Raw genomic sequence first — 26,283 nt, 5'->3', positions numbered from 1 at the left:
CTGGGTTTAGTAACCCAGCTTTTCCCTTACGCGCCCTAGCACTTCCCTGGCAATTAGTCTGGCCTTTTCCTCGCCCTCCTTTAATTTCGCATCAATTAAATCCGGATTATTGATGTATTCGTTAAATGCAGTTCTTTCTTTACTGAACTTTTCAACTATCAACTCATAAAGCGCCTGCTTGGCATGACCATAACCATAGTTGCCGCCCGTGTAGTTATTTCTCATTTGCTTTATCTGAGCGTCAGTTCCTAAAAGCTGATATATCTTAAACACATTACAAGTGTCAGGGTCTTTTGGCTCTTCAAGTGGAGTGCTGTCCGTAACTATTGACATCACTTGTTTTCTAAGTGGTTTATCAGCAAGGAAGATGTCTATGATATTGCCATAAGATTTGCTCATTTTTTGACCATCAGTGCCGGGTATTGTCATTACTTGCTCATCAATTTTTGGCTCTGGTAAGACAAAAGTGTCCCCATACTGATGGTTGAATGAACTGGCAATATCTTTTGCCATCTCAAGATGTTGCTTTTGATCTTTACCAACAGGAACAAATTCGGCATCATACATAATAATGTCAGCCGTCATGAGCACAGGATAGGTGAATAACCCCGCATTCACATCTGCAAGCTTATCTGACTTATCTTTAAAAGAATGGGCATTGGCCAACATGGGAAAAGGAGTGAAACAGCTCAAATACCATGTCAATTCACATACTTCAGGAATTTTGGATTGCCTGTAAAAGATGTTTTTGCTTGTGTCAAAACCACAAGCCAGCCATGCTGCCGCTGTGGCATTGATATTATTTTTACGCTGCTCAGCATCTTTAATAGTGGTAAGTGAATGCAGGTCCGCAATAAAAAACAGACACTCATTCTTCACATCCCTTGACAGTTCAATGGCCGGAAGTATGGCGCCTAATAGATTTCCTAAATGTGCTCGCCCACTGCTCTGTATTCCTGTAAGTATTCTTGCCATAGTTATGATTTTGTGCAAATAAAGTGAATTACTCTTAAATAGAAGAAGTTTAAAACCGTTAAAGGATTGTTAATTGCTTACATTCATTTAGGATTAAACTTTGCTTTCAATAGTTTTGAAGTATAATATTATGATTATGAGATTTTTAATTTTAGCATTAATAGTATTTTCATCATTTACCTCAACTCTCGAAGCCCAGCAAGTCGAGCCCATTTCCTTTTCAGAGAAGTCATTTGACTTTGGAAAGGTAAAAGAGATAGACGGACCTGTTACCCACGAATTTAATTTTACCAATAATAGTCAGGAGCCTATACGTATTTTAAATGTTAAGGCATCTTGTGGATGTACCACCCCTGCATGGACTCGTGATTCGATTGCTCCTGGAAACACAGGGTATATTCAGGCACAATACAATCCAAGAAACAGGCCGGGAGTATTTAATAAAAGCCTTACAATAACAACATCATTGGGGGAAACCCTAAGACTTTACATTAGGGGAGAAGTAGAGCCCAAAATATTAACTGTAGAAGAGAAGCTTAGAACTGAAATGGGAGGTATTCGCATGAAATACCCATCAGTTAATTTGGGTAAGGTTTATATGAACAAGCCTGCTGCCGTGATGAAGTATGAGGTGTATAACCAAACTGATGGTGACATCACATTTTCAGATGAATATGTAGCTCCTGAGCATATTAAAATTTCATTTGAGCCTAAAACACTTTCTTCTAAGGCCATTGGTAATCTTGTTGTCACGTATGATGCTGCTTTAAAAAATGATTATGGTTTTATGAATGACAGGATATCTTTTCAAACCGATGAGGCTGAAGGTAAGGTTAAAGAACTGACTGTGTATGCGACAATTGAAGACTATTTTGGCCCTATTCCACCAGAAGAGCTCTCTGAAGTACCGCGATTAAAAATAGAGAATGGGGTGCACGATTTTGGAAGAGTCAGTAATGACAAAGTATCAAAGCATGAGTTTGTAATTAGAAATACAGGAAAGGATGACCTGATTGTTAAGAAGGTGAGCCCTAATTGTACTTGTGTGACAGGGGAGATGTCAAGTGAAACCATAAAGCCAGGTGCCGAAGCGAGCCTCGAAGTAATCTTTAATCCGGAAGGCAGAAGGGGCAACCAACAAAAGTCAATTACCCTATATTCAAATGACCCAAGGTCGTCAGCTCAGCGAATTACCATAAAAGCTTATATTGGGGAATAATTTTCCTCCATCTAGCGCTCGTTGTACGAGTGCTGATGATAGGTAGTAATGGTCACTCGTCACAGACGAGCGCTAGCAAGGGGTACATTAAACCAATATTTTAAATTTTAGATATGTATTACAACCTAAGATTGGATTGGAATCCTAAGGTAATAGGTGTTAAGAATGGGATTTATCAAATAGAGCTAGATAAAGGTGCATATAGCAAAAAAACATATGAGCTCATTGAATCATTTTTTATAACCAATTCGTCTGAAGAAAATCGGAATATTACTTCTCAGAAGGTCGAGTTTTATTTTAAAAAATTAAAATCAGCTAAGAAAACAAACTTTATTAGTTTTAGCCCGAACCTTAATAATTGCCTTTTTTTGGTTAATAATGAGACTCGAGAACTATTTAAGAATTATAAGATTCAAGAGCATAAATTTTTTCAATCACGAGTATATGACTCATTTGAAGACAACTTAGATGATTCATTTCAAATGTTTTATTCATCTGCACAAAATTGGGCCGTAATTGATTTTGAGAATTCAATTTTTAAATCTGGGGGCTTTGGAAATAATCCAGAAATTGAGCATTCATTTCGAGATGAGAATGAGATGCGAAGTTTTAACGGAATTACACAAGTTAAGACATTAGCATTATCTCAGAATTTTGACGACTCTTTGGATTTGTTTCGGACTCGCGTAGGAGGGCTATTTGTTTCGGAAAAGCTAAAATTAGCTATTGAAGAAAATGAGATGACAGGCGTGAAATTTAAAGATGATATTAAAGTATATACACGAACTAATTAGTCACTATGTGTTCCCGCCATGCTTGGCATGGTGTAAGTTATGAATAGGGAGGATTATGCCTTGCCTAGGCACGCGTCCTCACAAGCCATTTTCATATTACAGTTATCTTACTATCACTTCAGTTTTATTTCGTGAAGACACGAAATAGGGCTTGATACGTTAAGGATAAATTTGAAACCAAAAGTAAGTATGAAAATGTTATATTTACGATTACGTAATAATCCGAAATTTATGAGTGCCGCAACGATACGAAAAGAACTTCAAGAATACATGAGCAAAGCTGATGACCGATTCATTCAATTAGTTTACGGTATGATGCAAGCTGATAAATCCAGTGGGTTTATACTTAGTGAAGCCGAACGGGAGGGATAAGAATGAAATATCCGTCTGTTAATCTGGGTAAGGTGTATATGAACAAGCCGGCAGCAGTTGAGAAATATGAAATCTACAATCAGACTGATTCGGATATTATATTTTCAGATGAGTATGTAGCCCCTGATCATATTAAAATTTCATTTGAACCAATGACTTTGCCCGCCAAAACGGCAGGAAACCTTGTCGTTACCTATGATGCGGCAATAAAAAATGATTATGGTTTTATGAATGACAGGATTTCCTTTCAGACCAACGAACCAGAGGGCGAGGTTAAAGAGTTGACAGTTTATGCCACTATAGAAGATTACTTTGGCCCCATTCCTCCAGAAGAGCTCTCTGAAGTGCCGCGATTAAAAATAGAGAATGCGGTGCACGATTTTGGAAGGGTGAGTAATGAAAAGGAATCGAAATATATATTTGTTGTGAAGAATACAGGCAATAGCGATTTAATCATCAAGAAAATCAGCCCTAACTGTGCTTGTGTGACTGGAGTTTTATCTACTGAAATAATTAAGCCTGGACAAGAAGCAAAGCTAGATGTGGTGTTTAACCCAGAAGGAAGAAGAGGCAATCAACAAAAGTCGATTACCCTTTACTCCAATGATCCAAGGTCTTCGGCACAGAGGATAACTATTAAGGCTTATATTCAAGACTAAATACCAAGTTCAGAAGTCAGATAAAATTGATCCTCAACTTTAATTACCGTAAAGTCAATCAGTAATTCATAGTCCATTTCGATAGGCACAAACACTTCATATAATTCTAAAGGGTGATATTCGCCACCTTTATACTCAGTGTAGTCCATATCGGCAAGTACTACTTTATTTAAGTCAATGTTTTTAGTATCATAATAATGAAGCAGATTATCAAAGTACTCTTTTTCTTCATGGAGACTAAAGCCATATTCATGTAGAAACTCCTTTCTAATAGTGCTGTCAGTAATTTTGGCCGCTTGTGTCATTTCCATTTCTTCAGACATTACGTGACTGTAATAGCCATCATAGTCCCTTTCTTTTAAAGATTTAACCACAGAAGCAGCGAGATTCTCTATTGTTTTAAATCCTTCAATTTCAACAGGCTCTGCAGTAGCTTCGGTTACACTCTCTACTGTTTCTTCCGTTTTGGTTTCTTCTTTTGATTGATTAGAGCAACTGACTGCTGTTGCTAGCATCAATGGCAATGCCAATAAATAGATTCTTTTCATGTTTTGGTTTTGTTTTGAAAAGATGAAAATATAGATTCCAAAACGATTATCAAATTAAACATCAAGCTAAACGAAAAAGGTCTGCAAATAGCAGACCTTTTTTTAGATGATTAAATGGTTCTTATTGAAATGCAGGAATGCCTGTAATATCAGCACCTAATATAAGCAGGTGGATGTCATGAGTACCTTCATAAGTCACAACAGACTCCAGGTTCATCATGTGGCGCATCATCGGATATTCACCAGTAATGCCCATTCCTCCATGTATCTGTCTTGCTTCTCTGGCAATTTTCAAAGCCATTTCCACAGAGTTTCTTTTGGCCATAGATATTTGTGGGGTTGTGGCGGTACCAGCGTCCATCATTTTACCTAATTTCCAGTTTAGCAACTGAGCTTTGGTAATCTCAGTAAGCATTTCAGAAAGCTTTTTCTGAATTAACTGAAATGAAGCAATTGGCTTTCCGAACTGTATTCTTTCTCCTGCATATCTTCTTGCTGAATCGTAACAATCCATAGCCGCACCAATAGCTCCCCACGCAATACCATATCTTGCAGAGTCAAGGCACATCATTGGTGCACCCAGTCCACTTTTGCCCGGCAGCAAATTCTCTTTGGGAACTTTTACATTATCAAATACCAATTCGCCAGTGCAGCTTGCCCTTAGTGACCATTTGCCATGGGTTTCAGGTGTAGTAAAACCTTCCATCCCTCTTTCTACAATAAGTCCATGAATTCTTCCCTCTTCGTTTTTAGCCCATACTACTGCAATATCAGCTTTTGGTGAGTTTGAAATCCACATTTTGGCACCATTCAAAAGGTAATGGTCTCCCATGTCTTTAAAGTTCGTGACCATACCACTTGGGTTAGAACCGTGATCAGGCTCAGTAAGTCCAAAGCAACCCAAGAATTCGCCTGAGGCTAATTTGGGCAAAAACTTCATTTTCTGTTCTTCTGACCCGAACTTGTAAATAGGGTACATTACTAAAGAGCCTTGAACCGATGCTGTTGATCTCATACCAGAGTCACCTCTTTCAATTTCCTGCATGATCAGACCATAAGAAATATAGTCTAACCCACCGCCACCATATTGCTCAGGTACCGTAGGGCCGAATGCACCCACATCTCCAAACTTTTTAACAATCTCATAAGGAAAGTGGGCTTTTTCACACCAATCTTCAATATATGGCGTGATCTCTTTTTTGACAAAATCCCTTATTGAACTTCTAATTAACAGATGTTCTTCTGTAAGTAACTCGTCTAAGTTGTAGAAGTCCGGAGACTCAAACATATCGGCAGAAGATTTTTTATTTGTGGCCATTGCAAACGTTTGTATATGTTGAAATTTGGGTTATTCGTATTTAAAATTCAAATTTACGCAAGGTTAAAACATATATTGTAAAACGTCCATGAATAAGTCAGAAATTGACCCAAAAATTGTAGAGCAGATAAAGAAACTGGAAGAGAAGTATGAAGTAATGGGTCAGGACCTGTCTTCTTACTTAGATGGATTGCTCTATAGCGACTATCTTACCTATTGGGATTACATACATCTGGATACACTTTTGAGTCTTCAAACGCCCAAAACGGGAATGAAGGATGAGATGATATTCATTACTTATCATCAGCATACCGAGTTGTTTTTTAAGCTGATACTTTGGGAGATAGATCAGATAGCCGAACATGAAAATATCAATAAGGAGTTCTTTCTAAGCAGGCTTAAGAGGATTAATGGGTACTTTAAAATACTTGAAAATTCCTTTTCGGTAATGGTTGAGGGCATGGACAAAGACCAATTCCTTAAATTCAGAATGTCGCTCTTGCCGGCTAGTGGCTTTCAGTCGGCACAGTATCGCCTTATAGAGATTAGCTCTACTGATTTGATTAACCTGACCGACCCGGTTTCAAGAGCAACATTTTCAAACGAAACCCCTACTGAGGAATTAATAGAAAAAATATATTGGCGAAGTGGTGCTACAGAACTAGCTTCTGGTAAAAAGACCCTGACTTTGCGTCAATTTGAAGAAAAGTATAATAGCAAGTTCCTGCATAGGGCAAAGGCTTTTAAAGAAGCTAACTTGCTAAGAATTTATGAAAAGCACTTTGGAGCAATTGCCAATGCTGAAATTATTGATGAATTGAGAGCTTATGATGCCTATGCCAATGTCTATTGGCCATTAGCCCATTATAAATCTGCGGTAAGGTATCTGCAAAGAGACCCTGAAGATATTGCCGCCACAGGAGGCACTAACTGGCAAAAATACTTACCACCTAGATTTCAAAAGATCATGTTTTTTCCATCTCTGTGGACTGAAGAAGAACGTACCGAGTGGGGCAAGTCATGGGTGCTGAAGGAAGTATTTCAAAAGCAATAGAAGTCCATATTAGCCTATTTCTACGTATATTTATTCATTGTTTATGAAATCAGGGCTTTACTATATTTTATTCACCCTCATATCCTACGCCTCTCAGGCTCAGGTGCTTCGGTATGTTTATCATGACGAGGACAAGAGTAAACTGAAAGAGATGTTCTATGTGCGTGATAGTGTGTCCAATATTCTTGAAGGAAAATACCTTTCCTATTATATCAATGGAAATATAGAATCTGAAGGTCAGTTTAAAAACAATGAGACCTATGGCGAGTGGAACTTCTATTATGAGACCGGAAAGCTAAAGATGAAGGGCGTTGTAAAGCGCAATTCCAGTGATGGCTATTGGGAATATTACTACGAGCAGGGTAGTAAAAGTATGGAGGGTGAAATAAGCAATCAGAAAAGGCGCGGAGAATGGAAAATCTACTATGAAAGCGGAAAGCTTAAAGAAAAGGGAGTCTTTGTTAACAATAAAAGAGAAGGCCATTGGAACGAATATTATGAAGATGGGCAACTTAAAGGGGAGGCTGATTATACCTATGATAAAGGCAGATATATTGAATACTATCCTACTGGGGAAAAGAAGGCCGAAGGTCCTAAGTCGGGTTCCAGGCATGTAGGCTTATGGAAGTACTATTACCAAAATGGCAATAAACAGGCAGAGGGCTTGTATCAAAATGGCAAGCGTGTTGAAGATTGGCGCTTTTATCATGATAATGGTGAGGTCTCTGCTCAGGGTTCTTATAAAGCAGGTGATGCAGATGGGGAGTGGACATATTATTATGATAATGGGCAGGTAAGCTCTAAAGGAGATTTTCTTGGAGGGAAAAAGGCAGGTTATTGGGGCAACTTTTATGAGGATGGAAGTACCAAAGGTGAAATCACCTTTGATCAAGGCACTGGAGAATACAAGGAGTATTATAAAAGTGGTAAGCTGAAACTGACCGGTACTATTCAAAATGAAAAGAACCATGGTGTTTGGCAATACTTTTATGAAAATGGGCAGTTAGAAGGGGAATGCAACTTTATTGAAGGGAGGGGGGAGTATTACGGTTATTATCCTGATGGTACACTACAAACCAAGGGCGTGCTGGAAGATGGTCAGAAAGTAGGCAGGTGGGAATTATATAAAAACGATGGAACACTATCAGGCTATTATAAACCTATTTACGATGAACCAATAGAAAGAGTAGAACCTCAAAAACCTGAAAGAAAAGCAAGAAAATATGGAGTTGCAGCCTACAAGTTTAAAGGTAGAAGGTTCAGTTACTTCCAACCTAAAATCAACGAGTTTCAAGGTGTTATTTTAAGTACAAATCCTTTTGCTACTTTCATTGGAAGATTGCCTTTTGCTATGGAGTTCTACCTTCAGGAGAGACTGGGGCATGAGTTTGAGTTTGAAGGAATAAGGACTCCATTTTACATAGAAGATCATAAAGTGCCCCTTAATGATGTGTACACCAGAGGATATAGTATTACCATAAGGCAGAAATTTTACAACCCTACTGGTAATAGTTACTCACTATGGTATTTCGGACATGAAATTAGGTTCACCAACCAAAGCCATTTTTCTAATACCACCAGTATTTTGTTTCCCGAAAATGTGATTCGTGCCAGTGCTTCAGAGCAAAAGGTAGAGTATCTTGTATTGCTGGGCTATCGGCTTTTGCAAGACACCAGATCCAAAGGGTATACTATTGACCTTTTTGTTGGCGCAGGCAGTGGTTTGAGAAAGTTCGATAAAGATGGAAATTTTGAATCGGCTTTTGATGATCTTGACCAAAGTGATATTACCTTTGCCTATACTTTTGGAGTGAATATTGGATACGCTTTTTCCTTTGGCTCCAGAAAATAATTTAAGGATAAAAACCTTACAACTTTGAAAAAAAATATTCAGCTGCGTCTTCGACCAGAAGAAGCATTTTCTGATCATTCTAAAGAGATTATAGCCGCTAAGTCGGGCTTAAGTCCATCTGAAGTACGGATAATAAAAAGATCTATTGATGCTCGTAAATCTACAGTTTGGGTTAATGTTCAGGCTGATGTCTATCAAAACGAACAAGTCCCCGATTTAATCCAATATAAAAAGGATTACACTAATGTGTCAGGGTCAAAGCAGGTTGTGGTAGTGGGTGCAGGACCTGCAGGGCTTTTTGCAGCCTTACGATTGGTAGAACTTGGTATAAAACCAATAGTTATTGAAAGGGGTAAAGATGTAAGGGAACGCAGAAGGGATATCGCAGCCATTAATAAGGATCATATCGTTAACCCAGAATCAAATTATTGCTTTGGAGAAGGGGGGGCAGGCACATACTCTGACGGCAAACTTTACACAAGATCAAAAAAGAGAGGTGACTTAAACCGTATTCTGGAGATTCTGGTGGCTCATGGAGCGAGGGAAGATATATTGTATGATGCTCACCCACATATCGGCACTAACAAGTTGCCTAAGATTGTTCAGGAACTCAGAGAAAGTATAATCAATGCAGGTGGGGAAGTGTTGTTTGATACCAAAGTCACGGATTTTATTCTTGAAAAAGGAGCAATCAAAGGTGTTGAAACTTCTGGTGGGTATAAGATAAGAGGAGAGGCCGTTATCCTGGCAACAGGGCATTCAGCACGGGATATATTTCAGCTACTAAAACGCAGAGAGATAGACATAGAGACCAAGCCTTTTGCTTTGGGAGTAAGGGTAGAACACCCACAAATGTTGATTGACTCAATTCAGTATAGTTGTAGCGGTGACAGGGGAGAATACCTACCAGCATCTTCATATTCATTGGTAAGTCAAACTGTTATTGGTGATCAGCAGCGAGGAGTATTTTCATTCTGTATGTGTCCTGGAGGCTTTATTGTTCCTTCAGCTACTAATCCAGGCGAGGTTGTGGTTAATGGTATGAGCCCATCCCGCAGGGATAGTAAATTTGCTAATTCAGGGATTGTAGTGGCTGTTGAAACGGCAGACTTGAAAAATTATCTGCAACATGAAGAGCTGGCAGCCATGCATTTTCAAGCGGATATTGAAAAGCAGGCCTGTCAATTGGCAGGTGGCACTCAGACTGCACCGGCACAACGTTTAGTGGATTTTGTTCATGGTAAAGTTTCTTCATCACTTCCTGAAACTTCTTACCAACCGGGCTTGTTGTCAGTCGATATGAAACAGGTGTTACCAGATTTTATAAGCGAGCGATTGAAATATGGTTTCAAAAGCTTTGGTAAGAAAATGAAAGGGTATCTGACCAACGAAGCCCAGATTGTAGGAGTTGAAAGCAGAACATCATCACCAGTGAGAATTCCCAGGGATAAGGACACCTTGGAACATGTAAAACTAAAGCGCTTATATCCATGTGCTGAAGGAGCGGGCTATGCAGGAGGTATTGTCTCGGCAGCTATGGATGGGGAAAGGTGTGCGGAGGCGGCAGTTACGCAATATATTAATTCATCAGTTAAATTATGAAGACAGTCATCATAGGTGCCACTACAAATCCATCAAGGTATGCATTTTTAGCAGCTAATATGCTTAACGAAGCTCATTTTGAGTTTATACCAGTAGGGATAAAACAAGGAAAGGTTTTAGGTAAGGAAATATTAGACCTCCGCACAAAGCCACAAATTGATGATGTTCATACTGTAACGCTGTATATTGGCCCTCAAAATCAGCCCGAATGGTATGAGTATATACTGAGCCTTAACCCCAAAAGGATTATTTTTAATCCCGGTACTGAGAACCCTGAGTTTATGGAAATGGCCAAAAATCAGGGTGTTGAAGTAGAAGCAGCATGCACTTTGGTATTGATCAGAACAAACAGCTACTCAGAGTAATTAACAATTACACCATTCTCTCTTAGGTGATTTACCGTTTCATTCAAATGTGAGTTTTTCTCATTTTCCTTTTCAATAGGATTCTGATGAAAGTAAAGTAGCTCTAGTCGAGTAAGATTGCTGATCTCTTTTGGAATAATACTGACTTGGTTAACCGAGAAATCAAAATTCTTTAAGTTTTTAAGCTCAAAAAGCTCCTGCTGCAAAGAGGTAAAGTAATTATCATTAATCCTGATTACCTCCAGATTTTTCAGGTTAGCTATAGTTTTAGGCAAATAACTGAGCCTGTTATGATGCACATATAACTTCTCCAGGCTCGTTAAATGACCAACTTCGTCTGGCAGCGAATAAATCCTGTTGTTGGAGAGATAGAGTATTTCAAGGTTTTTAAGCCTTTTAATAGCCGGAGGAACTACTTGAATTTGATTATAGTAGATGTCTATTTGTTTGAGGCTGGTCAAATTAAACAACTCATCGGGCAGTACTGCAATTTCATTTTTGTAAAGGGTCAAACTCTCCAGGTTCTGTAGGTTCTCAATCTTTGCAGGAATGGTCCTAATATTGTTTTCGGCCAGCTGGATTTCTACCAATGCCAATAAATCAAAGATGGAAGGTGGAATGGAATCTATTTTACAACCATTAAGCCTTAACCGCTTCAAATTTTTTAACCTCTTGTATTTTTGATTGAGCAGGGAGATTTCATTTTTATCAAGTTTAAGCGCTTCTAACGCTTTGAATTTCTTAATCCGCTTTGGAAAACGTGAGAACTTATTGTCTGACAAATTCATGTCTTTTACAGACTTCAGCTTTCGCAGTTGGCGAGGTAGCCTGGTAAGGTCATTCTTTTCAAGATTAATCCTTTTAATATTCTTGTTCTTCTTTACTTTTAATTTCCTTCTTTCCAGATCATTGCTTCCCAAAACAATAGAGTTGAGCTGAGTTAATTCATTAAGCCTTTTGGGTAATGATTTTATGTTGTTGTAAGAAAGATCAAGACTTGTGATGTTTTTAAATTCGTAAACAAAATCAGGAATCTGGTTTAATTCTCCAGAAGATAAATCAAGAAATTTAATAGAATCTTTATTTTGAAGTTCTTGATATTCTTTAATTCTCAATTTCGCCCTCTCTTTAATTCTTAAGGTCCTCAATTCCCTTAAAGAATCTAATTGTTCTGTTGTATACATTTTTTGTCCAAATGCCGAAACTGATAGACAAAACATGATTACGACAGGAGTTAGTTTTTTGAATAAATGCATATCTCAAAACTAAAGAATTAGTTGATAATATTACAACAAAAAAGCAATGTAAAAAAGGACATAATAGTGTAGTTTTGAGAGATTTTGAAAAGAGATTATGGCAGAAAATAAAGAACAGAAAAAGAACGAATATTCAGCAGGAAATATACAGGTCCTGGAAGGGTTAGAAGCTGTAAGAAAAAGACCTGCAATGTACATTGGCGATGTGGGAGTTAAAGGTCTCCACCACTTAATTTGGGAGGTAGTTGACAACTCAATAGATGAGGCACTTGCCGGGTATTGCGACACTATATCAGTAACAATTAATACAGACAACTCAATAACTGTTTCGGATAATGGTAGGGGTATTCCTACTGACTATCACGAAAAGGAAAAGAAGTCAGCTCTGGAGGTGGTAATGACTGTACTTCATGCTGGAGGTAAGTTTGATAAAGACACTTATAAAGTTTCTGGTGGACTACATGGTGTGGGTGTTTCTTGTGTGAATGCACTTTCTACTATGTTAAAGGCCACTGTTCATAGAAACGGAAAGATTTTTGAGCAGGAGTATAGCACTGGTATTCCAAAATATGAAGTAAGGGAAATAGGTGAAACCGAGAAAAACGGTACTACTATTGACTTCAAACCAGACAATAGCATATTCACTGTATCTGAGTATAACTACGAAACGGTTGCATCAAGACTTAGAGAACTATCATTTTTAAATGCAGGTATTACAATCCATCTGGAAGATTTAAGGGAATTAGATGATGATGGTGAGACAAGAAAAGATATTTTCCATTCAGAAGGTGGATTGCAAGAGTTTGTAGCCTACTTAGACAGTACCAGAGAGAAGCTTATCCCTACGCCAATCTATATGAACAGGGAGAATGGCGAAATTCCTGTTCAGGTAGCACTAAATTATAATACATCTTATACTGAAAATGTGGTTTCTTATGTTAATAATATTAACACGATAGAAGGAGGAACTCACGTTGCTGGTTTTAGAAGAGCATTAACAAGAACATTAAAATCTTATGCTGATAAATCTGGTTTGCTTGATAAAGTTAAAGTAGATATTACAGGTGATGATTTTAGAGAAGGTCTGACAGCCGTAATTTCAGTAAAAGTACAAGAGCCTCAATTTGAAGGTCAGACTAAGACTAAATTAGGCAACTCGGATGTTAGTGGCGCAGTTGATGTAGTTGTTGGAGAAATGCTTAACAACTATCTTGAAGAAAACCCAAAAGAGGCAAGAACTATTGTTCAAAAAGTAATTATTGCAGCTCAGGCCAGATTTGCAGCACGTAAAGCGCGCGAAATGGTTCAGCGTAAGAATGTCTTGAGTGGTACCGGACTGCCTGGTAAATTGGCTGACTGTGCAAATAACGACCCTACCTTTTGTGAGCTGTACCTTGTGGAGGGTGACTCTGCCGGTGGATCGGCTAAACAGGGTAGAGATAGAAATTTTCAGGCTATTCTACCACTTAGAGGTAAAATTCTTAATGTTGAGAAAGCTCAGGAGCATAGAATCTATGAGAATGACGAGATCAAGAATATGATCACGGCATTAGGAGTGAGCTTTGGTACAGAAGAAGATGACAAGGCTTTGAACATGGCAAAGCTGAGATATCACAAGATTATAATCATGACGGATGCTGATGTTGACGGTAGTCACATTAGAACCTTGATATTAACGTTCTTCTTTAGATACATGCATGCGCTTATTGAAAAAGGCTATGTTTACATCGCATTGCCACCATTGTATTTATTAAAAAAGGGTAAAGATGAGCGTTATTGCTGGACCGAGGCAGAACGTGAAGCCCTGATTAAGGAGATGGCTAAAGATGGCAAAGAAGAGTCGGTAGGTACTCAGAGATATAAAGGTCTTGGAGAGATGAACCCAGAGCAGTTGTGGTCAACTACAATGAATCCTGAAAGCAGAAGCTTGAAGAAGGTGACAATCGAGTCTGCCGCAGCGGCAGATCACTTGTTCTCAATGTTAATGGGAGATGAGGTGGCACCACGTAGAGAGTTCATTGAGAAGAATGCTAAATATGCTAGGGTAGATATCTAGTACATCAATTGATATTTAAAGGTCACCTCCAACTGATTTTTTTAGTTGAGGTGACTTTTTTTATTTTCCAATAATTGGAAATGATAAAGAAATGTTAATTTAACAATCAGTCAATTGCACTATTAAATTGGCAGTTTTGTTTAATTATTTTTAAACCCAACGAAATACTATCTAATGGTAATTCCTGAAAGACTTAAGAAGGAAATCGCTCAAAGTAATTATATCAGCCGTGATTTGAGCTGGTTAAAATTCAATGATCGTGTTTTAGATCAGGCTAAAGATGAGAAGAAAAGCCTTATCGAGCGACTTAAGTTTCTGGCAATAACAGGATCAAATTTAGATGAGTTTTTCACTATTAGGGTGGGGAGTTTGTATAACTATCTGGATTATGGCAAGCAGCGTTTCGATTATTCGGGACTCCGCGAAATGCCGTTTCGTCAGGTTTTATTGTCCAAGGCCAAAGAGTTTTCTGATAAGCAGCAGCACCTATTTTTGAAAGACCTTGCATCTCAGTTTGAGGAAACTGGCTTTTCAATTACTTCATTCAAAAAGCTTTTGCCTGAGGAGAAGGCTAAGGTCAATAAATACTTTGACTCTACAGTTTATCCTATGCTGACCCCTATGGCCTATGACAGCTATCACACATTTCCGATATTAAGTACCAACAGATTGGTACTTGGTGTAGTAACCAAGAGCGTTGAGGACGATAATAAGAAGCTGAATTTTATACAAATACCTTCAAATATTCCAAGGTTTTATGAAGTGGAAAGAGATGACATTGTTCATTTTATTGCTTTGGAAGACATAATAAAGAATAATGTTCATCATCTGTTTAGAAATATTAAAATAGTATCTACCAGCCTTTTTCGAATTACCAGAAACGGTGACTTTACGCTAGAGGAGAGTGATGATATTGAAGCTAACTTTTTGGAAGAGCTTAAGCAAAAGCTTAAAACACGGAGAACAGGCCGTGTTGTCAGACTTGAGGTAGTGGGTCGCCCGGATCGATGGATGTTGAAGATTCTAAAAGAACGATGGGAACTTCAGGATGATAATATATTTAGGTATTCTAAACGCAGTCTTCTGGATTTTACTGGTTTGTGGGAGATTGTGAGACATAACGAGTTTAAAGACATGCTTACAGAGATGCCTTCAGTTGTTCCGCCATTGAGTTATCCTGAAATTGGGGAAGACAATATTTTTGAAGTGCTTAAAGAACGTGATGTGCTACTCCATCATCCCTATAATAGTATCGAGCCAGTATTGGACTTACTTGAAAAAGCAGCAAATGATCCGGGTGTACTGGCCATCAAAATCACAATTTATCGCCTGGCCAAGGATTCGAGGGTTACGGCTGCTTTGTTAAAAGCTGCGGAAAATGGTAAACATGTGGCGGTATTATTTGAAGTAAAGGCGCGCTTTGACGAGGAGAATAACCTTCGTGAAGCCCAAAGACTTCAAAAGGCGGGATGCTTCGTAATTTACGGCATTAGTAGCTTTAAAACCCATACTAAACTTCTGCTCATTGTTAGAAAAGAAGGCGAGAAAGTCACCCGCTATGTTCACCTGTCTAGTGGTAATTATAATGAGTCAACTTCCAAGCTTTATACCGATCTGGGTTTGTTGACTACCGATGACGAGTATGCCCATGATATTTCTGATTTTTTTAATGTAATTACAGGCCACTCCATGCCGAGTGTGTATAAAAACCTGATTACAGCGCCTAAAGATATGCGCCAGCAACTCGTTGAATTGATAAGAAATGAAGCAGAAAATGCCAAAAAGGGTATTCCATCAGGTATCGTTATTAAGATCAACTCACTACAGGATAAGGAGAGTATTGATGAGTTATATGCGGCATCTCAGGCAGGCGTTCCTATAAAACTTATCGTTCGTGGAATGTGCTGTCTGCGGCCTGGAAGAAAAGGACTAAGTGAGAATATTGAGGTAATTTCAATTGTAGGACATTTTCTTGAGCATTCAAGGATTTACTATTTCCATAATGCGGGCAATGAGATTGTTTACACAGGTAGTGCAGATATGATGGTTCGAAGTTTTGAGAGAAGGTTGGAATCGTTATTTATGATCAATGATGACTTGATCCAACGTCAGGTTAAGAACATTCTTCAAAACAACTTACTGGACAATGTTAACTGCTATGTGATGCAGGAGGATGGAAGCTACCTGAAACGTCATGCCAACGGTGATGCGCCTCATGATATTCATAAGGAGTTTTTTAATGTGCACAAGGACAACTTACTTGATCTGGATCTTACATTGAAACTTAATAAGATCGGGCATTTGGTAGCTGAACCAGAGGATGAAATTGAAGAAGAACCTCAGCCGATGGTTGTAGAGGAAGTGGATAAGTCTTCTGAGGTTCAATAGACTTTATTTGCTTTAAGAAAACTTGATCTTTTCCTTTTCAGTATTTCTTAAATAGAGGTGCTGCATGATGCCGTCTTTCAAGCCTACTTCTGGTACAATGATGCTTTTGGCATGTGCCCATTCCATGACAGCTATATAAATCTCAGAGGCCGGTATTATTACATCTGCGCGATCAGGATTAAGCTGCAGTTCATTTATTCTATCTTCAATAGACATTTTACGTACAAAGCCCTGGACATCTTTGAGCTGGATAAGCGTCATTCTTTCGCCTTTTTGCTTCAAGGCCAGTTCAAACAGTTTGTTGATGTTACCTCCTGTTCCAACTGCCGTAATCGATGCATTATATTTGCTGCATTGCTCAATGGTCCATTTTTTCATATTATTCCACATCACAGGAGAATCATGGTGTTCCAGCCGCCTTACTGAACCAACCTTGAAAGACTTGGAACTAAGTTTCTCGCCACCTTTTATGATAGTAAGCTCCGTGCTACCGCCACCAACATCTATATGGAGGTAATTCTTTTTTCTGTCAAGGAACGTATTAATCGCATTGTTAATCAAAAGTGCCTCTGTAGCGCCATCTATAATCTTTATTTTTAGTTTTATTTCCTCTTCAACTTCTTTGACTATTTCTAGTCCATTTTTTGCTTCCCTCATGGCTGAAGTAGCGCAGGCCATATAGTCATCAACTTCATAAAGGTCTATCAAGATTTTAAAGGCTTTCATCAGTTTCTTAAACTTGACCTTCTTTTGAGTGCTTATGGCACCAGTATTGAAAACATCCTGACCCAAGCGCAAAGGAAACCTGACATATTCTATTTTTTTAAAATTTAACTCGCCTTTGGTTCTTATGGTTGTGGTAACCTGAAGTCTTATGGCGTTCGATCCTATGTCTATGGCAGCGAATTTCAATGATAAAATTAATTTAATATTGAAAATTTAATAAATACTCTAATTATTAATAACTTGTCTTAAATATGGTAATAAAACAACAAAGTGAAAACAATCATACTCTTTTCAAGTCTTTTTATTCTTACTTCCTGCTGGGTTAATGAAGGCCCTGCAGAATTTCCTGTGGAGACCGTGATGGGCTATAAGGCTTTCTATGCAGAAGAAAAGGAAATCCAAATTACATTTGAATCAGACAGGCCTATGGTTAATCCAGGGAAAATTTATCTCTATGGAAATTACCTGCTAATAAATGAGTTATTTAATGGAGTACATATTTTTAATAATACTAACCCTTCACAACCCATCAAAGTCGGATTTATAAGTATTCTGGGTTGTGTTGATATAGGAATGGAAGGCAATAGGTTAGTTGCCAATTATCAGAACGATTTGGTTACAATTGATATTACAGACATAAATAACCCAGTTGAGATTGATAGGTTAACAGATGTTTTTACTGATAGCTTTGATCAACTACCGCCACAAGGAGGGTATTTTGAATGTTTAGACCCAAACAGGAAGCACCTTTTAGCTGGCTGGGAGTATACGCAATTGCAAAATCCTGAATGCTACAGATAATGAAAGTCAATACATACACGGAAAGGATTTTTATACTGCTGGTATTATTAGCAGGTAATTTAATATCATGCAGCGATTCGTCAGAAGTTGCCCCCCTGATATCTAACGGACAAGGCGGGTCATTAGCAAGGTTTGCCATAAAAGACAATATCATTTATGTCGTAAATAATAATTCACTGCAAACAATAAAATTAATAAATGGCAAAATGGAGCCTGTTGCCAGCATGGAGCTTCCTTTTGGCATCGAGACTATTTTTCCATACCAGGAATATTTATTCATTGGTGCCAATGATGCCATGTATATTTATAGTCTCGATGATCCAGAGCAGCCTGGCCTTTTAGCGACATATCAACATCAAACGGCCTGCGACCCTGTGGTAGTTCAAAACAATGTTGCCTATGTTAGCCTAAGGGCAGATGCTTGCGGAAGGGTTTTGGCTGAGAATATAGTGGAAATCATTGATGTGTCAGACATCAATAATCCCAGATTGATTTATACACACAATGATGTATTGAGTCCTTACGGATTAGGAATAAAGGATGATGTTTTGTTTATATGCCAAAGTAAAAACGGGTTACAATTACTTGATGTCAAAAACCCTAATCAGCCGGTAGTTATTTCTAATTTAGACATATATGCCTATGACGTGATCATAAGACAAAATCTGCTTATTCTAACGGGAGATGAGGGCATTTTTCAATTTGATGTCTCTGATCCAAAAAAACCGGAACAGATGAGCCATATTGCTATTGATGAATAGACTTATTCCCTTTTCACTTATTGACTGACATTTAACATTCATGAACAAAAAGATTTTGACCGCCAATCTCTATAGGTTGAGCTCAATGGCACTATTTTATGTATTTGCCGTGGCGTATCAACCAGTCAATGCTCAAATCGATTCTGTTCAACTAAAATTTCAGAGACCAACACAAGCAGTTAGACTGTCTCCTATGTTTTTATTTAACAGATTCCCGACAATTCAGTTGGGTTATGAGGCCAGGCTTTCAAGCACGTTTAATGTTTTGGTTGGGGCAGGTGTGATAATGTCTGTTTTTGAGGAAGATTACAATAGCGATTATATCAACAGAAGAGGTGGTAAATTTAATGTAGAACTCAGGCATTATTTTTCACCTCGTGATAATGGAATTTGGTTCATTTCTTTAGGTACAGATTATTTTCATGTTAATTTTGACCGGGGCAGGACTTTTGGTTTTGATTGCTCTGATATCTTTGGCAATTGTAGCTATTATCAATATCGGCAATATACGGTGCAGCGCAGGGATTATCGTTTGGGATTAAAAGGTGGTATCCTCACTTATATGGGTAAAAAGGATTTTTTGGATATTGGTATTGGGGCAGTAATTTCTTTCCAAACTTTCAGAACTTTAGACAAACTTTCAGGGTTTGACATTCAGTATGGAAGGACAAATTTGAAAGAAGAAGGGAATAGAACCTTACTTTTGCCAGTACCAGTAGTTAATATAGGATATAAATTCAGATGAAAGACATTAAGCAAATATTAAAGGAAAGAATTTTAGTGCTTGACGGTGCCATGGGTACCATGATCCAACGTCATACATTAGATGAAGAGGATTTTCGAGGAGACAAATTCAAGAACCATGAACATCCTTTAAAGGGCAATAACGATCTTTTATCCATCACCAGGCCAGATATTATCAAAGACATCCATGCGAAATATTATGCGGCAGGTGCGGATATTGCTGAGACCAACACATTTTCAGGTACAACCATCGCGCAGGCAGATTATCACTTGGAGGATTATGTTTATGAATTAAACTTTCAGTCGGCCAAAATAGCGAAAGAAGTAGCTGATGAGTTTACTGCAAAGGAGCCAAACAAACCTCGTTTCGTAGCCGGTTCTATAGGACCAACTAACAGAACTGCAAGCCTTTCCCCTGATGTAAACAACCCAGGCTACCGAGCCATCACTTTTGAAGAACTGTCTACTGCATACAAGCAACAGGCTAAAGCATTGTTAGACGGAGGTGTTGATCTGTTTTTAGTAGAAACAGTTTTTGATACATTAAATGCCAAAGCAGCATTGTTTGCTATTTCCGAGTTGCTTGAAGAAGAGAATAAGGACATTCCGGTAATGGTTTCAGGAACAATCACTGATGCCAGCGGAAGAACGCTGTCAGGACAAACAACTCATGCATTTCTAATTTCATTGGAGCATGCGCCACTTTTGAGTATCGGGCTAAACTGCGCACTAGGGGCCAAGGAATTGCGCCCTTATTTACAGGTATTGGGTAAGGAATCACCATTTTTAGTAAGTGCGCACCCCAATGCAGGCCTGCCTAACGAATTTGGTGAATATGATGAGTCTCCAGAAATGATGGCTTCTCAAATAAAGGAATTTTTGGATGAAGGCCTGATCAATATCATAGGAGGCTGCTGCGGAACCACTCCCGATCATATTAAAGCAATTGCCGATTTGGCTGCTCAGTATGAGCCAAGGAAGTTGCTAGTGGAGGTTTAGAGCTTTTCAAAACCCTTATTTCTAATTGAGTTAATTTAAGTTTTAGCGGACCGTTTAGCACTCCTAAAAATTTATTGGTTAAACATTGAATTAACCTGAATCCATGAAACTTCATAGGGTTTGGAGGTGTTAACTAAATTCAAATTTTAAATCAAAAATCAAATTCAAAAGAATTATACATGGATAAAATAGCATACATCACCGGAGGAAGTAAAGGAATAGGGTTTGGCATTGCAGAATCAATATTACGCGAAGGCGGCAAAGTTGCCATCACGTCAAGAAGTCTGGCTGCTGCCGAAAAAGCTGCTAAAGAGTTGATAGCCAAAACTAATAATGAGAATGTACTTCCATTGGAGGCAGATGTGAGAAGCCTTTCTTCTCAGGAGGCAGCCATTAAATCAACAATTGAAAAATTCGGGAGAATAGATGTTTCTGTGGCCAATGCAGGCATAGGCCATTTTGCATCAATAGAAGATCTTACCGAAGAGCAATGGAAAGACACTATTGACACTAATCTAACAGGAGTATTTAATACAATAAAGGCTTCATTAAATGGACTTAAAGACACTAAAGGTTACTTTATAACCATTGGTAGCCTAGCAGGTACTAACTTCTTTGCCAATGGTTCAGCATATAATGCCAGCAAATTTGGAGTAGCAGGCTTCACCCAGGCTGCCATGTTGGATATTAGAAAGTATAGTATTAGAGCCACGACCATTATGCCTGGATCTGTAGCCACTTACTTCAATGATCATACACCTTCAGAGCAAGACGCCTGGAAAATTCAAATTGAAGATATCGGAGAAATGGTTGTTGGACTTCTTAAGCTGAATGCCCGCACTTTACCTAGTAAGATCGAGGTTAGGCCAACTATGCCTCCATCTGCGAAATAAAAGCAAATTTTAGGATTGGGTAGGGCGATCAAAATGGTAATTCCAAATTTGGATATTCAGCTTTTTGCTGTGCTTCTGGAACATCGCCTAACCCATTTTTACCTCTTAATTGTCCTACTGGGTATATTATCAATTCTTCAGCTGGAAAAGGTTTAATCAGTGACATGACGAATTCTTTATCTGATTCTGTTTGTATTTCGGTTAGCCAATCATGCTTGATTTTATTAGGTATTACATTAAGCATGCGTGGGTCATTTGGATTGCGATTGTGAACTTTAGCTAAGGATTTGTTAGCTTCTGTTGTTACAATTGAAACAGTATTGAATACCTCGCCAGTTTCTTTATCTACCCATTCTTCCCATAATCCAGACAGGTACATTGGCAATTTATTTTTCAACTCAATGTAATACGGGATTTTTCTTTTACCCTTTGGATCTGCCCAATAATGTTCAAAGTATCCACTCAAAACTACCAAGCACCTTTTGTTTTTAGCAGCTGCTCTGAATGAAGGTTTTTCAAAAATAGTTTCGCCCCTAGCATTGAGGGTTTGGTTTGATAGTTTTAGTGCTGTTGTTTTATCTTTTACCCAAAATGGTATTAGACCCCAGTTAAACAATTGTAGTTCGTCTGGTTTTTCTGCAGTAATTACTGGTATTTTATGGTGACTAAAACCAGATGTGAAGTAGTGTTCAAACTTTTCATCAGCACCTCCATGTTGTTCTAATTGTAATAACTTCTTTTCTAAGAAACTTATTTCATCTTCACTAGCACCTTGATGGCGTGCATCTTTTATTTGACTTCTGAGTTGCGTGGCGACATCATAACACATGTAATTAAATTATGAAGAAAAATGCTTTAAACAAATTTGCGATAGTACTAAAAAAGGTTCATTTAACGCTGGTGTAAGAGTAATGACGATGATGAATGGCTTAATAGGTGATCTAGGGTTTGTATTGGTTTTTAAAAATTTTATTTAGACCTTTCTGTAGAGTTCAATCTGGATTGATAAGTGTAAAACCTAATCTTAAAATTATGCCTAAAACTCATGTAGAAAAAAAGGTGATGATAAATGCACCTGTAGAAAAGGTCTATTCAGTGATCAGTGATTTTAAACAATGGAGACCATGGTCACCATGGATGGTCATGGAGCCTGAAGTTGTTGTTGACATTTCAGAGGACAACAAGTTTTATGAGTGGAAAGGCAATCGTATTGGTTCAGGTAACATGAAAGTGACCAATCAAAAGGAAAATCGCTGGGTTGAAATTGATTTGAATTTTCTTACTCCATGGAAGTCTTATGCCTCAGTTAGATTTGAATTGAATGACAAGGGAGACAAGACAGAGGTTTCATGGATAATGGATTCAAGTCTGCCGTTCTTTATGTTCTTCATGAAAAGGATGATGGAAGGGTTTATAGGAATGGACTTTGAACGTGGTCTCAAAATGCTAAAAGAGTATGTAGAGGATGGCGAGATAAAGTCCAAACTGGAATTTAAAGGAAGAGATAGCTTCAAAGGAACAAAGTTCATAGGAATTAAAACCACAACAGATATGAGTAAGCTTGGTGCGCAGATGAGCTCAGACTTTGATAAACTCAATCAATTTATGAAAGATAATGCAAGCTTGGCCGGTGGGCCTGTATTCAGTCAATATCATAAATGGGATATAGTGAAGCAAAAGGTAGAATATACTTCTGGAGTAGGAGTGAAGGATGTGCCCAGCAACTTGCCTACTAATTTTATAGTGGGAGAAATCCCTGATGCTTCAGTTTATACGTTAAGGCATGTGGGTTCTTATGAGCACCTAGGCAACGCATGGAGCACATTAAACTCCATGCAAAGAAATAAAGAGTTTAAATACAACAAGAAGATTCACCCTTTTGAGGTATATGTCAGTGACCCAACACAAACAGCTCCTAAAGATTTGATTACTGATGTGAATTTTGCGGTGAAGTGATTAATGTTGTTGATAATCAATGGAATATAAGATTTCAAATTTTCTATTTAGAATTAAATTAATTTTAAATAAGACTAATTTTTGAAAAAATGTTAATCTAAGTATTGACTCGTCTTTGATTTTTTGCAATCATTGCATCCCATTTGAAAAACAAATGAAATTATATAAACAACATATCGGCTCAAGCCTACCAAGCGATCAGTTTGGAATAGAGGCATGTTATGTCTGGTGGTCTGGAATAAGTTAATATTTATAACAATAGATATTGAAAGCCCAGACCTTAGGTCTGGGCTTTTTTGTTGCTTAAAAACTAAGAGAAAATGAAGATGATAAAGTGTCATATTGAAAATATAGATCGCAGATGGTTTGTGGATTTTCCTACAAGCCAGGTAGAACTATATCAATTTTATTGGATCGGTAATTTACTTGAATGATTTATTCATTTGAATAATATAAGTAAACCCGATCCTAAAAAGACCGGGTTTTTTTATGCCTGTTAGGTTCGTCTAAGTGGCCAGGACACCACTCTTTCACAGTGGAAATAGGAGTTCGATGCTCCTACCTAATGCAAGGGAATGCGCCAACGATGGAGATTTGGGCCAGACTGTAAATCTGGTGCTTCGGCTGAGCAAGTTCGAATCTTGCCATTCCCATATTACCGGGTTGTCTAACGGTAGGACACTTCGTTTTGGCCGAAGTAGTGATGGTTCGAATCCATCCCTGGTATCGAAATTGGTGTTGTAGTTCAGTGGTAGAATAGCTTACTGTCTATGAGCAGGTCAGGGGTTCGATCCCCCTCAACACCGCAAGCTAAGGGAGAGGCAAAACGGGTGTCTCCTTAAACCAGAGAGTGGTTAAAGGCCACAAGCAGGATTCCGTTTGTCCTGTGATGTTTGTAAAAGCTCTGGAGTTTTAGCAGAGGTTGAGAGTTTGAAATGTGATAATAAACATGAAAATGATCAACCTCTTGAGGAAGTGTAACTCATTGGTAGAGTATCAGCCAGCTGGCGGATTGTAAGAGGTTCGATTCCTTTCACTTCCACATTTAGTTCTTTGAAAATACTGTCCTGATGATACTATTGGGACAAAAGTTACTTTCCTCTACTGAGGAGGAAAGCATGGGAATGAGCGATAGGGTAAATGCCTTGATGTGAGTTTGAAATGGCTCCATAGTGCTAACAAATATGTTTTAGTATGCTGCATTTACATGAGTAGTTTCCCCCACGCTGTAGGTCGAGGGTTCGACTCCCTCTCCGCCAACTGGCGGATAGTTCAGATTGGTAAGAACAACAGCTCCTTACGGAGAGTCGCGGGTTCGAGTCCCGCTCTTGATGTAGTGATCAAGATAGCTCAGTGGTAGAGCATCACGCTTTTAACGTGAGATCGATGAACTCAAAATTCATTGGAAGAAGTTGAGGTCACTTCTTTAAAAAGACCTTAAGAAAATAGTTGGATTGTTCCCCAAAGTAACTCTTTGGAGTGGCTTTGGAGCAATTGATGATGATCCTTGAAACGTCAAGGATACCGATTCGCAAAATGTTTTTGCTTAAGTATTGAATGTATTCTGACTTGATCTATCATCATGATAGTTCAACTCTGGGTTCATCGGTGTTTAACCAAATTCATAGAGCCTGTCTCAATTGAATTTCCCGATCAGCTCAATGGAACAATCTCACTGTTTTCAACTTACAAATGAATTATTGGCTAATGATTATAAATGAATGTTTAAAAATTTAACCTAACTAAAAAATGAAGAGAGTTAGAATTAACGAGGGGTATGTTGGTTTGGTGTTTAGAAACGGTAATTACAAACGAGTGATTACTGCAGGTGTATACTGGTTAGGTATTTACGATGCCGTATACATTTATAACATGGCCAAGCCATTTCAACCTGGTGTAGAATTAGAATTGCTATTGAAAGATGAGACTTTGAAGTCCATGCTTGAAATAGTGGAAGTAAAGGACACTGAAATCGCTATCCAGTACGATAGTGGAAACTTCTTGTCCGTATTGAAACCTGGAAAACATGTTTTCTGGAAAGGTCTGAAAGACTATTCGTTTGTTAAAGCAGACTTGACTAAAGTAGATATTACTGAGAAGGTAAATGTCGATATCATCAAGTTGGCGGAATTTGTTCCTTACGTAAGGGTTTGCAAAGTAGAATCCTTTGAGAGAGGTATCTTATTCATTGATAATAAAATGGATAGGGTTTTGGATGCCGGAGAATACTACTTCTGGAAAAATGCCAAAACTGTAAGTGTTATCAAGGTTGACTTGAGACAATTACAGATTGAAGTATCAGGTCAGGAGATCCTTACTAAAGATAAGGCCGCATTAAGAATCAACTTTAGTACGCAGTACAAAGTTGTGGATGTGCTAAAGGCTGTTATTGATAATAAGGATTACGAAAGACAATTGTATGTTTTGATCCAATTGGCATTGAGAGAGTATATCGGAGGCTTCACTTTGGATGAGTTGCTCGTAAAGAGGGATGAAATTTCAACTTATGTATTTGATACATTGAAAGTTCAGGCAGCTGAATTGGGTGTGGTGATTAATAGCTGCGGTGTAAAGGATATCATTTTGCCGGGAGAGGTTAAAGATATCTTAAATCAGGTATTGATTGCACAGAAAAAAGCCGAGGCTAATGTGATCACCCGAAGGGAAGAAACAGCCTCTACCAGAAGCTTGCTGAACACAGCCAAGTTGATGGAAGAAAACGAGATGCTCTACAAATTGAAGGAGATGGAGTATGTAGAAAAGATTGCGGACAAGATTGGCGAGATTACATTGGCTGGAAACGGTCAAATTCTCGATCAATTAAAAGGAATTTTTACTCCAACTAAATAAGGAAGTGGCTATGCAAATTGTGTAGCCACACCTTTAACTTAATAATATGAATGAAAAATTAACTTGAGGATAGGTTCGCCCTGCCTCACAAACTA

General features: G+C 38.2%; 23 protein-coding genes and 5 tRNA genes. 22 read left to right on the top strand and 6 right to left on the bottom strand.

Annotation, left to right across the window (positions count from 1 at the left end; genetic code table 11):
- Positions 1-6: 6 nt before the first annotated feature.
- A complete protein-coding gene (gene trpS, locus RIB54_RS08900) occupies positions 7-975 on the bottom strand; it encodes a tryptophan--tRNA ligase (RefSeq protein WP_350100570.1) in 969 nt (322 codons plus the stop codon).
- A gap of 136 nt (positions 976-1,111) precedes the next feature.
- On the opposite strand from trpS, the gene RIB54_RS08895 reads away from it, so the two are divergent.
- The 4 genes from RIB54_RS08895 to RIB54_RS08880 all read left to right on the top strand — a co-directional run bounded on the left by RIB54_RS08895 (position 1,112) and on the right by RIB54_RS08880 (position 4,019).
- Positions 1,112-2,194, top strand: coding sequence for a DUF1573 domain-containing protein (locus RIB54_RS08895; protein WP_350100569.1), 1,083 nt, complete (start codon positions 1,112-1,114; stop codon positions 2,192-2,194).
- Between the two features lie 113 nt (positions 2,195-2,307).
- Positions 2,308-2,988 (top strand): imm11 family protein, encoded by a 681-nt coding sequence (locus RIB54_RS08890; protein WP_350100567.1) that lies wholly within the window; start codon positions 2,308-2,310, stop codon positions 2,986-2,988.
- 231 nt (positions 2,989-3,219) lie between these two features.
- Entirely contained in the window at positions 3,220-3,360 is a 141-nt protein-coding gene (locus RIB54_RS08885; protein WP_350100566.1) for a hypothetical protein, read from the top strand.
- A 2-nt stretch (positions 3,361-3,362) separates the two neighbouring features.
- Positions 3,363-4,019 (top strand): DUF1573 domain-containing protein, encoded by a 657-nt coding sequence (locus RIB54_RS08880; protein WP_350100565.1) that lies wholly within the window; start codon positions 3,363-3,365, stop codon positions 4,017-4,019.
- On the opposite strand, the gene RIB54_RS08875 is transcribed toward RIB54_RS08880, so the two are convergent.
- A complete protein-coding gene (locus tag RIB54_RS08875) occupies positions 4,016-4,567 on the bottom strand; it encodes a hypothetical protein (protein WP_350100564.1) in 552 nt (183 codons plus the stop codon). The two genes, RIB54_RS08880 and RIB54_RS08875, sit on opposite strands and share 4 nt — an antisense overlap.
- Positions 4,568-4,688: 121 nt before the next feature.
- Positions 4,689-5,885 carry an acyl-CoA dehydrogenase family protein gene (locus RIB54_RS08870; RefSeq protein ID WP_350100562.1) on the bottom strand — a complete coding sequence of 399 codons (1,197 nt, stop codon included), beginning with the start codon at positions 5,883-5,885 and terminating at the stop codon, positions 4,689-4,691.
- 88 nt (positions 5,886-5,973) lie between these two features.
- Here RIB54_RS08870 and RIB54_RS08865 point away from each other — a divergent pair, with 88 nt between their 5' ends.
- Genes RIB54_RS08865 through RIB54_RS08850 form a run of 4 tightly spaced genes read left to right on the top strand, consistent with a single transcriptional unit; the run spans position 5,974 to position 10,758 of the window.
- Positions 5,974-6,939, top strand: a complete 966-nt coding sequence (locus tag RIB54_RS08865; protein WP_350100561.1) for a tryptophan 2,3-dioxygenase family protein — start codon at positions 5,974-5,976, stop codon at positions 6,937-6,939.
- 43 nt (positions 6,940-6,982) lie between these two features.
- Positions 6,983-8,791 (top strand): toxin-antitoxin system YwqK family antitoxin, encoded by a 1,809-nt coding sequence (locus RIB54_RS08860; protein ID WP_350100559.1) that lies wholly within the window; start codon positions 6,983-6,985, stop codon positions 8,789-8,791.
- Between the two features lie 24 nt (positions 8,792-8,815).
- Positions 8,816-10,393 carry an NAD(P)/FAD-dependent oxidoreductase gene (locus tag RIB54_RS08855; RefSeq protein ID WP_350100558.1) on the top strand — a complete coding sequence of 526 codons (1,578 nt, stop codon included), beginning with the start codon at positions 8,816-8,818 and terminating at the stop codon, positions 10,391-10,393.
- Positions 10,390-10,758 carry a CoA-binding protein gene (locus RIB54_RS08850; RefSeq protein ID WP_350100557.1) on the top strand — a complete coding sequence of 123 codons (369 nt, stop codon included), beginning with the start codon at positions 10,390-10,392 and terminating at the stop codon, positions 10,756-10,758. The genes RIB54_RS08855 and RIB54_RS08850 overlap by 4 nt, the downstream gene beginning before the upstream one ends.
- On the opposite strand, the gene RIB54_RS08845 is transcribed toward RIB54_RS08850, so the two are convergent.
- Complete coding sequence (locus RIB54_RS08845) at positions 10,746-11,942, bottom strand: leucine-rich repeat domain-containing protein (RefSeq protein ID WP_350100556.1); 1,197 nt, start codon at positions 11,940-11,942, stop codon at positions 10,746-10,748. The two genes, RIB54_RS08850 and RIB54_RS08845, sit on opposite strands and share 13 nt — an antisense overlap.
- A gap of 169 nt (positions 11,943-12,111) precedes the next feature.
- On the opposite strand from RIB54_RS08845, the gene gyrB reads away from it, so the two are divergent.
- Complete coding sequence (gyrB, locus tag RIB54_RS08840) at positions 12,112-14,070, top strand: DNA topoisomerase (ATP-hydrolyzing) subunit B (RefSeq protein ID WP_350100555.1); 1,959 nt, start codon at positions 12,112-12,114, stop codon at positions 14,068-14,070.
- A gap of 174 nt (positions 14,071-14,244) precedes the next feature.
- Complete coding sequence (gene ppk1 / locus RIB54_RS08835; RefSeq protein WP_350100554.1) at positions 14,245-16,458, top strand: polyphosphate kinase 1; 2,214 nt, start codon at positions 14,245-14,247, stop codon at positions 16,456-16,458.
- A gap of 12 nt (positions 16,459-16,470) precedes the next feature.
- Here the strand turns inward: ppk1 and RIB54_RS08830 are convergent, their stop codons facing one another.
- Positions 16,471-17,370, bottom strand: coding sequence for a Ppx/GppA phosphatase family protein (locus tag RIB54_RS08830; RefSeq protein WP_350100553.1), 900 nt, complete (start codon positions 17,368-17,370; stop codon positions 16,471-16,473).
- An 84-nt stretch (positions 17,371-17,454) separates the two neighbouring features.
- Here RIB54_RS08830 and RIB54_RS08825 point away from each other — a divergent pair, with 84 nt between their 5' ends.
- The 5 genes from RIB54_RS08825 (at position 17,455) to RIB54_RS08805 (ending at position 21,382) form a co-directional block, all read left to right on the top strand.
- The gene (locus tag RIB54_RS08825) at positions 17,455-17,985 is read left to right on the top strand and encodes an LVIVD repeat-containing protein (RefSeq protein WP_350100552.1); all 531 of its coding nucleotides are present in this window, start codon (positions 17,455-17,457) and stop codon (positions 17,983-17,985) included.
- On the top strand, positions 17,985-18,746 hold the full coding sequence (locus RIB54_RS08820; protein WP_350100550.1) for an LVIVD repeat-containing protein: 762 nt from the start codon (positions 17,985-17,987) through the stop codon (positions 18,744-18,746). Before RIB54_RS08825 ends, RIB54_RS08820 begins: the two co-directional genes overlap by 1 nt.
- Positions 18,747-18,786: 40 nt before the next feature.
- Complete coding sequence (locus RIB54_RS08815; RefSeq protein ID WP_350100549.1) at positions 18,787-19,491, top strand: hypothetical protein; 705 nt, start codon at positions 18,787-18,789, stop codon at positions 19,489-19,491.
- Positions 19,488-20,489 (top strand): homocysteine S-methyltransferase family protein, encoded by a 1,002-nt coding sequence (locus RIB54_RS08810; protein ID WP_350100548.1) that lies wholly within the window; start codon positions 19,488-19,490, stop codon positions 20,487-20,489. Before RIB54_RS08815 ends, RIB54_RS08810 begins: the two co-directional genes overlap by 4 nt.
- A gap of 179 nt (positions 20,490-20,668) precedes the next feature.
- Positions 20,669-21,382 (top strand): SDR family oxidoreductase, encoded by a 714-nt coding sequence (locus RIB54_RS08805; RefSeq protein WP_350100546.1) that lies wholly within the window; start codon positions 20,669-20,671, stop codon positions 21,380-21,382.
- A 28-nt stretch (positions 21,383-21,410) separates the two neighbouring features.
- Here the strand turns inward: RIB54_RS08805 and RIB54_RS08800 are convergent, their stop codons facing one another.
- Positions 21,411-22,211, bottom strand: a complete 801-nt coding sequence (locus RIB54_RS08800) for an SOS response-associated peptidase (protein WP_350100545.1) — start codon at positions 22,209-22,211, stop codon at positions 21,411-21,413.
- 203 nt (positions 22,212-22,414) lie between these two features.
- Here RIB54_RS08800 and RIB54_RS08795 point away from each other — a divergent pair, with 203 nt between their 5' ends.
- The 7 genes from RIB54_RS08795 (at position 22,415) to RIB54_RS08765 (ending at position 26,188) form a co-directional block, all read left to right on the top strand.
- The gene (locus RIB54_RS08795) at positions 22,415-23,338 is read left to right on the top strand and encodes an SRPBCC family protein (RefSeq protein ID WP_350100544.1); all 924 of its coding nucleotides are present in this window, start codon (positions 22,415-22,417) and stop codon (positions 23,336-23,338) included.
- Between the two features lie 571 nt (positions 23,339-23,909).
- A tRNA-Tyr gene (locus RIB54_RS08790) sits at positions 23,910-23,991 on the top strand.
- Positions 23,992-23,994: 3 nt separating this feature from the next.
- Positions 23,995-24,065 (top strand) — tRNA-Gln (locus RIB54_RS08785).
- A 7-nt stretch (positions 24,066-24,072) separates the two neighbouring features.
- Positions 24,073-24,144 (top strand) — tRNA-Asp (locus RIB54_RS08780).
- Between the two features lie 165 nt (positions 24,145-24,309).
- Positions 24,310-24,380: transfer RNA gene (locus RIB54_RS08775), tRNA-OTHER, on the top strand.
- Positions 24,381-24,601: 221 nt separating this feature from the next.
- Positions 24,602-24,674, top strand: a tRNA-OTHER gene (locus RIB54_RS08770).
- Positions 24,675-25,087: 413 nt separating this feature from the next.
- Positions 25,088-26,188: a slipin family protein gene (locus RIB54_RS08765; protein ID WP_350100543.1), complete on the top strand. Its 1,101-nt coding sequence runs from the start codon at positions 25,088-25,090 to the stop codon at positions 26,186-26,188.
- Positions 26,189-26,283: the final 95 nt, after the last annotated feature.

Source organism: Fulvivirga sp. (assembly GCF_040218215.1).
In the GTDB taxonomy this organism is placed as follows: domain Bacteria; phylum Bacteroidota; class Bacteroidia; order Cytophagales; family Cyclobacteriaceae; genus Fulvivirga.
This window is presented reverse-complemented; position numbering and strand designations above follow the sequence as displayed.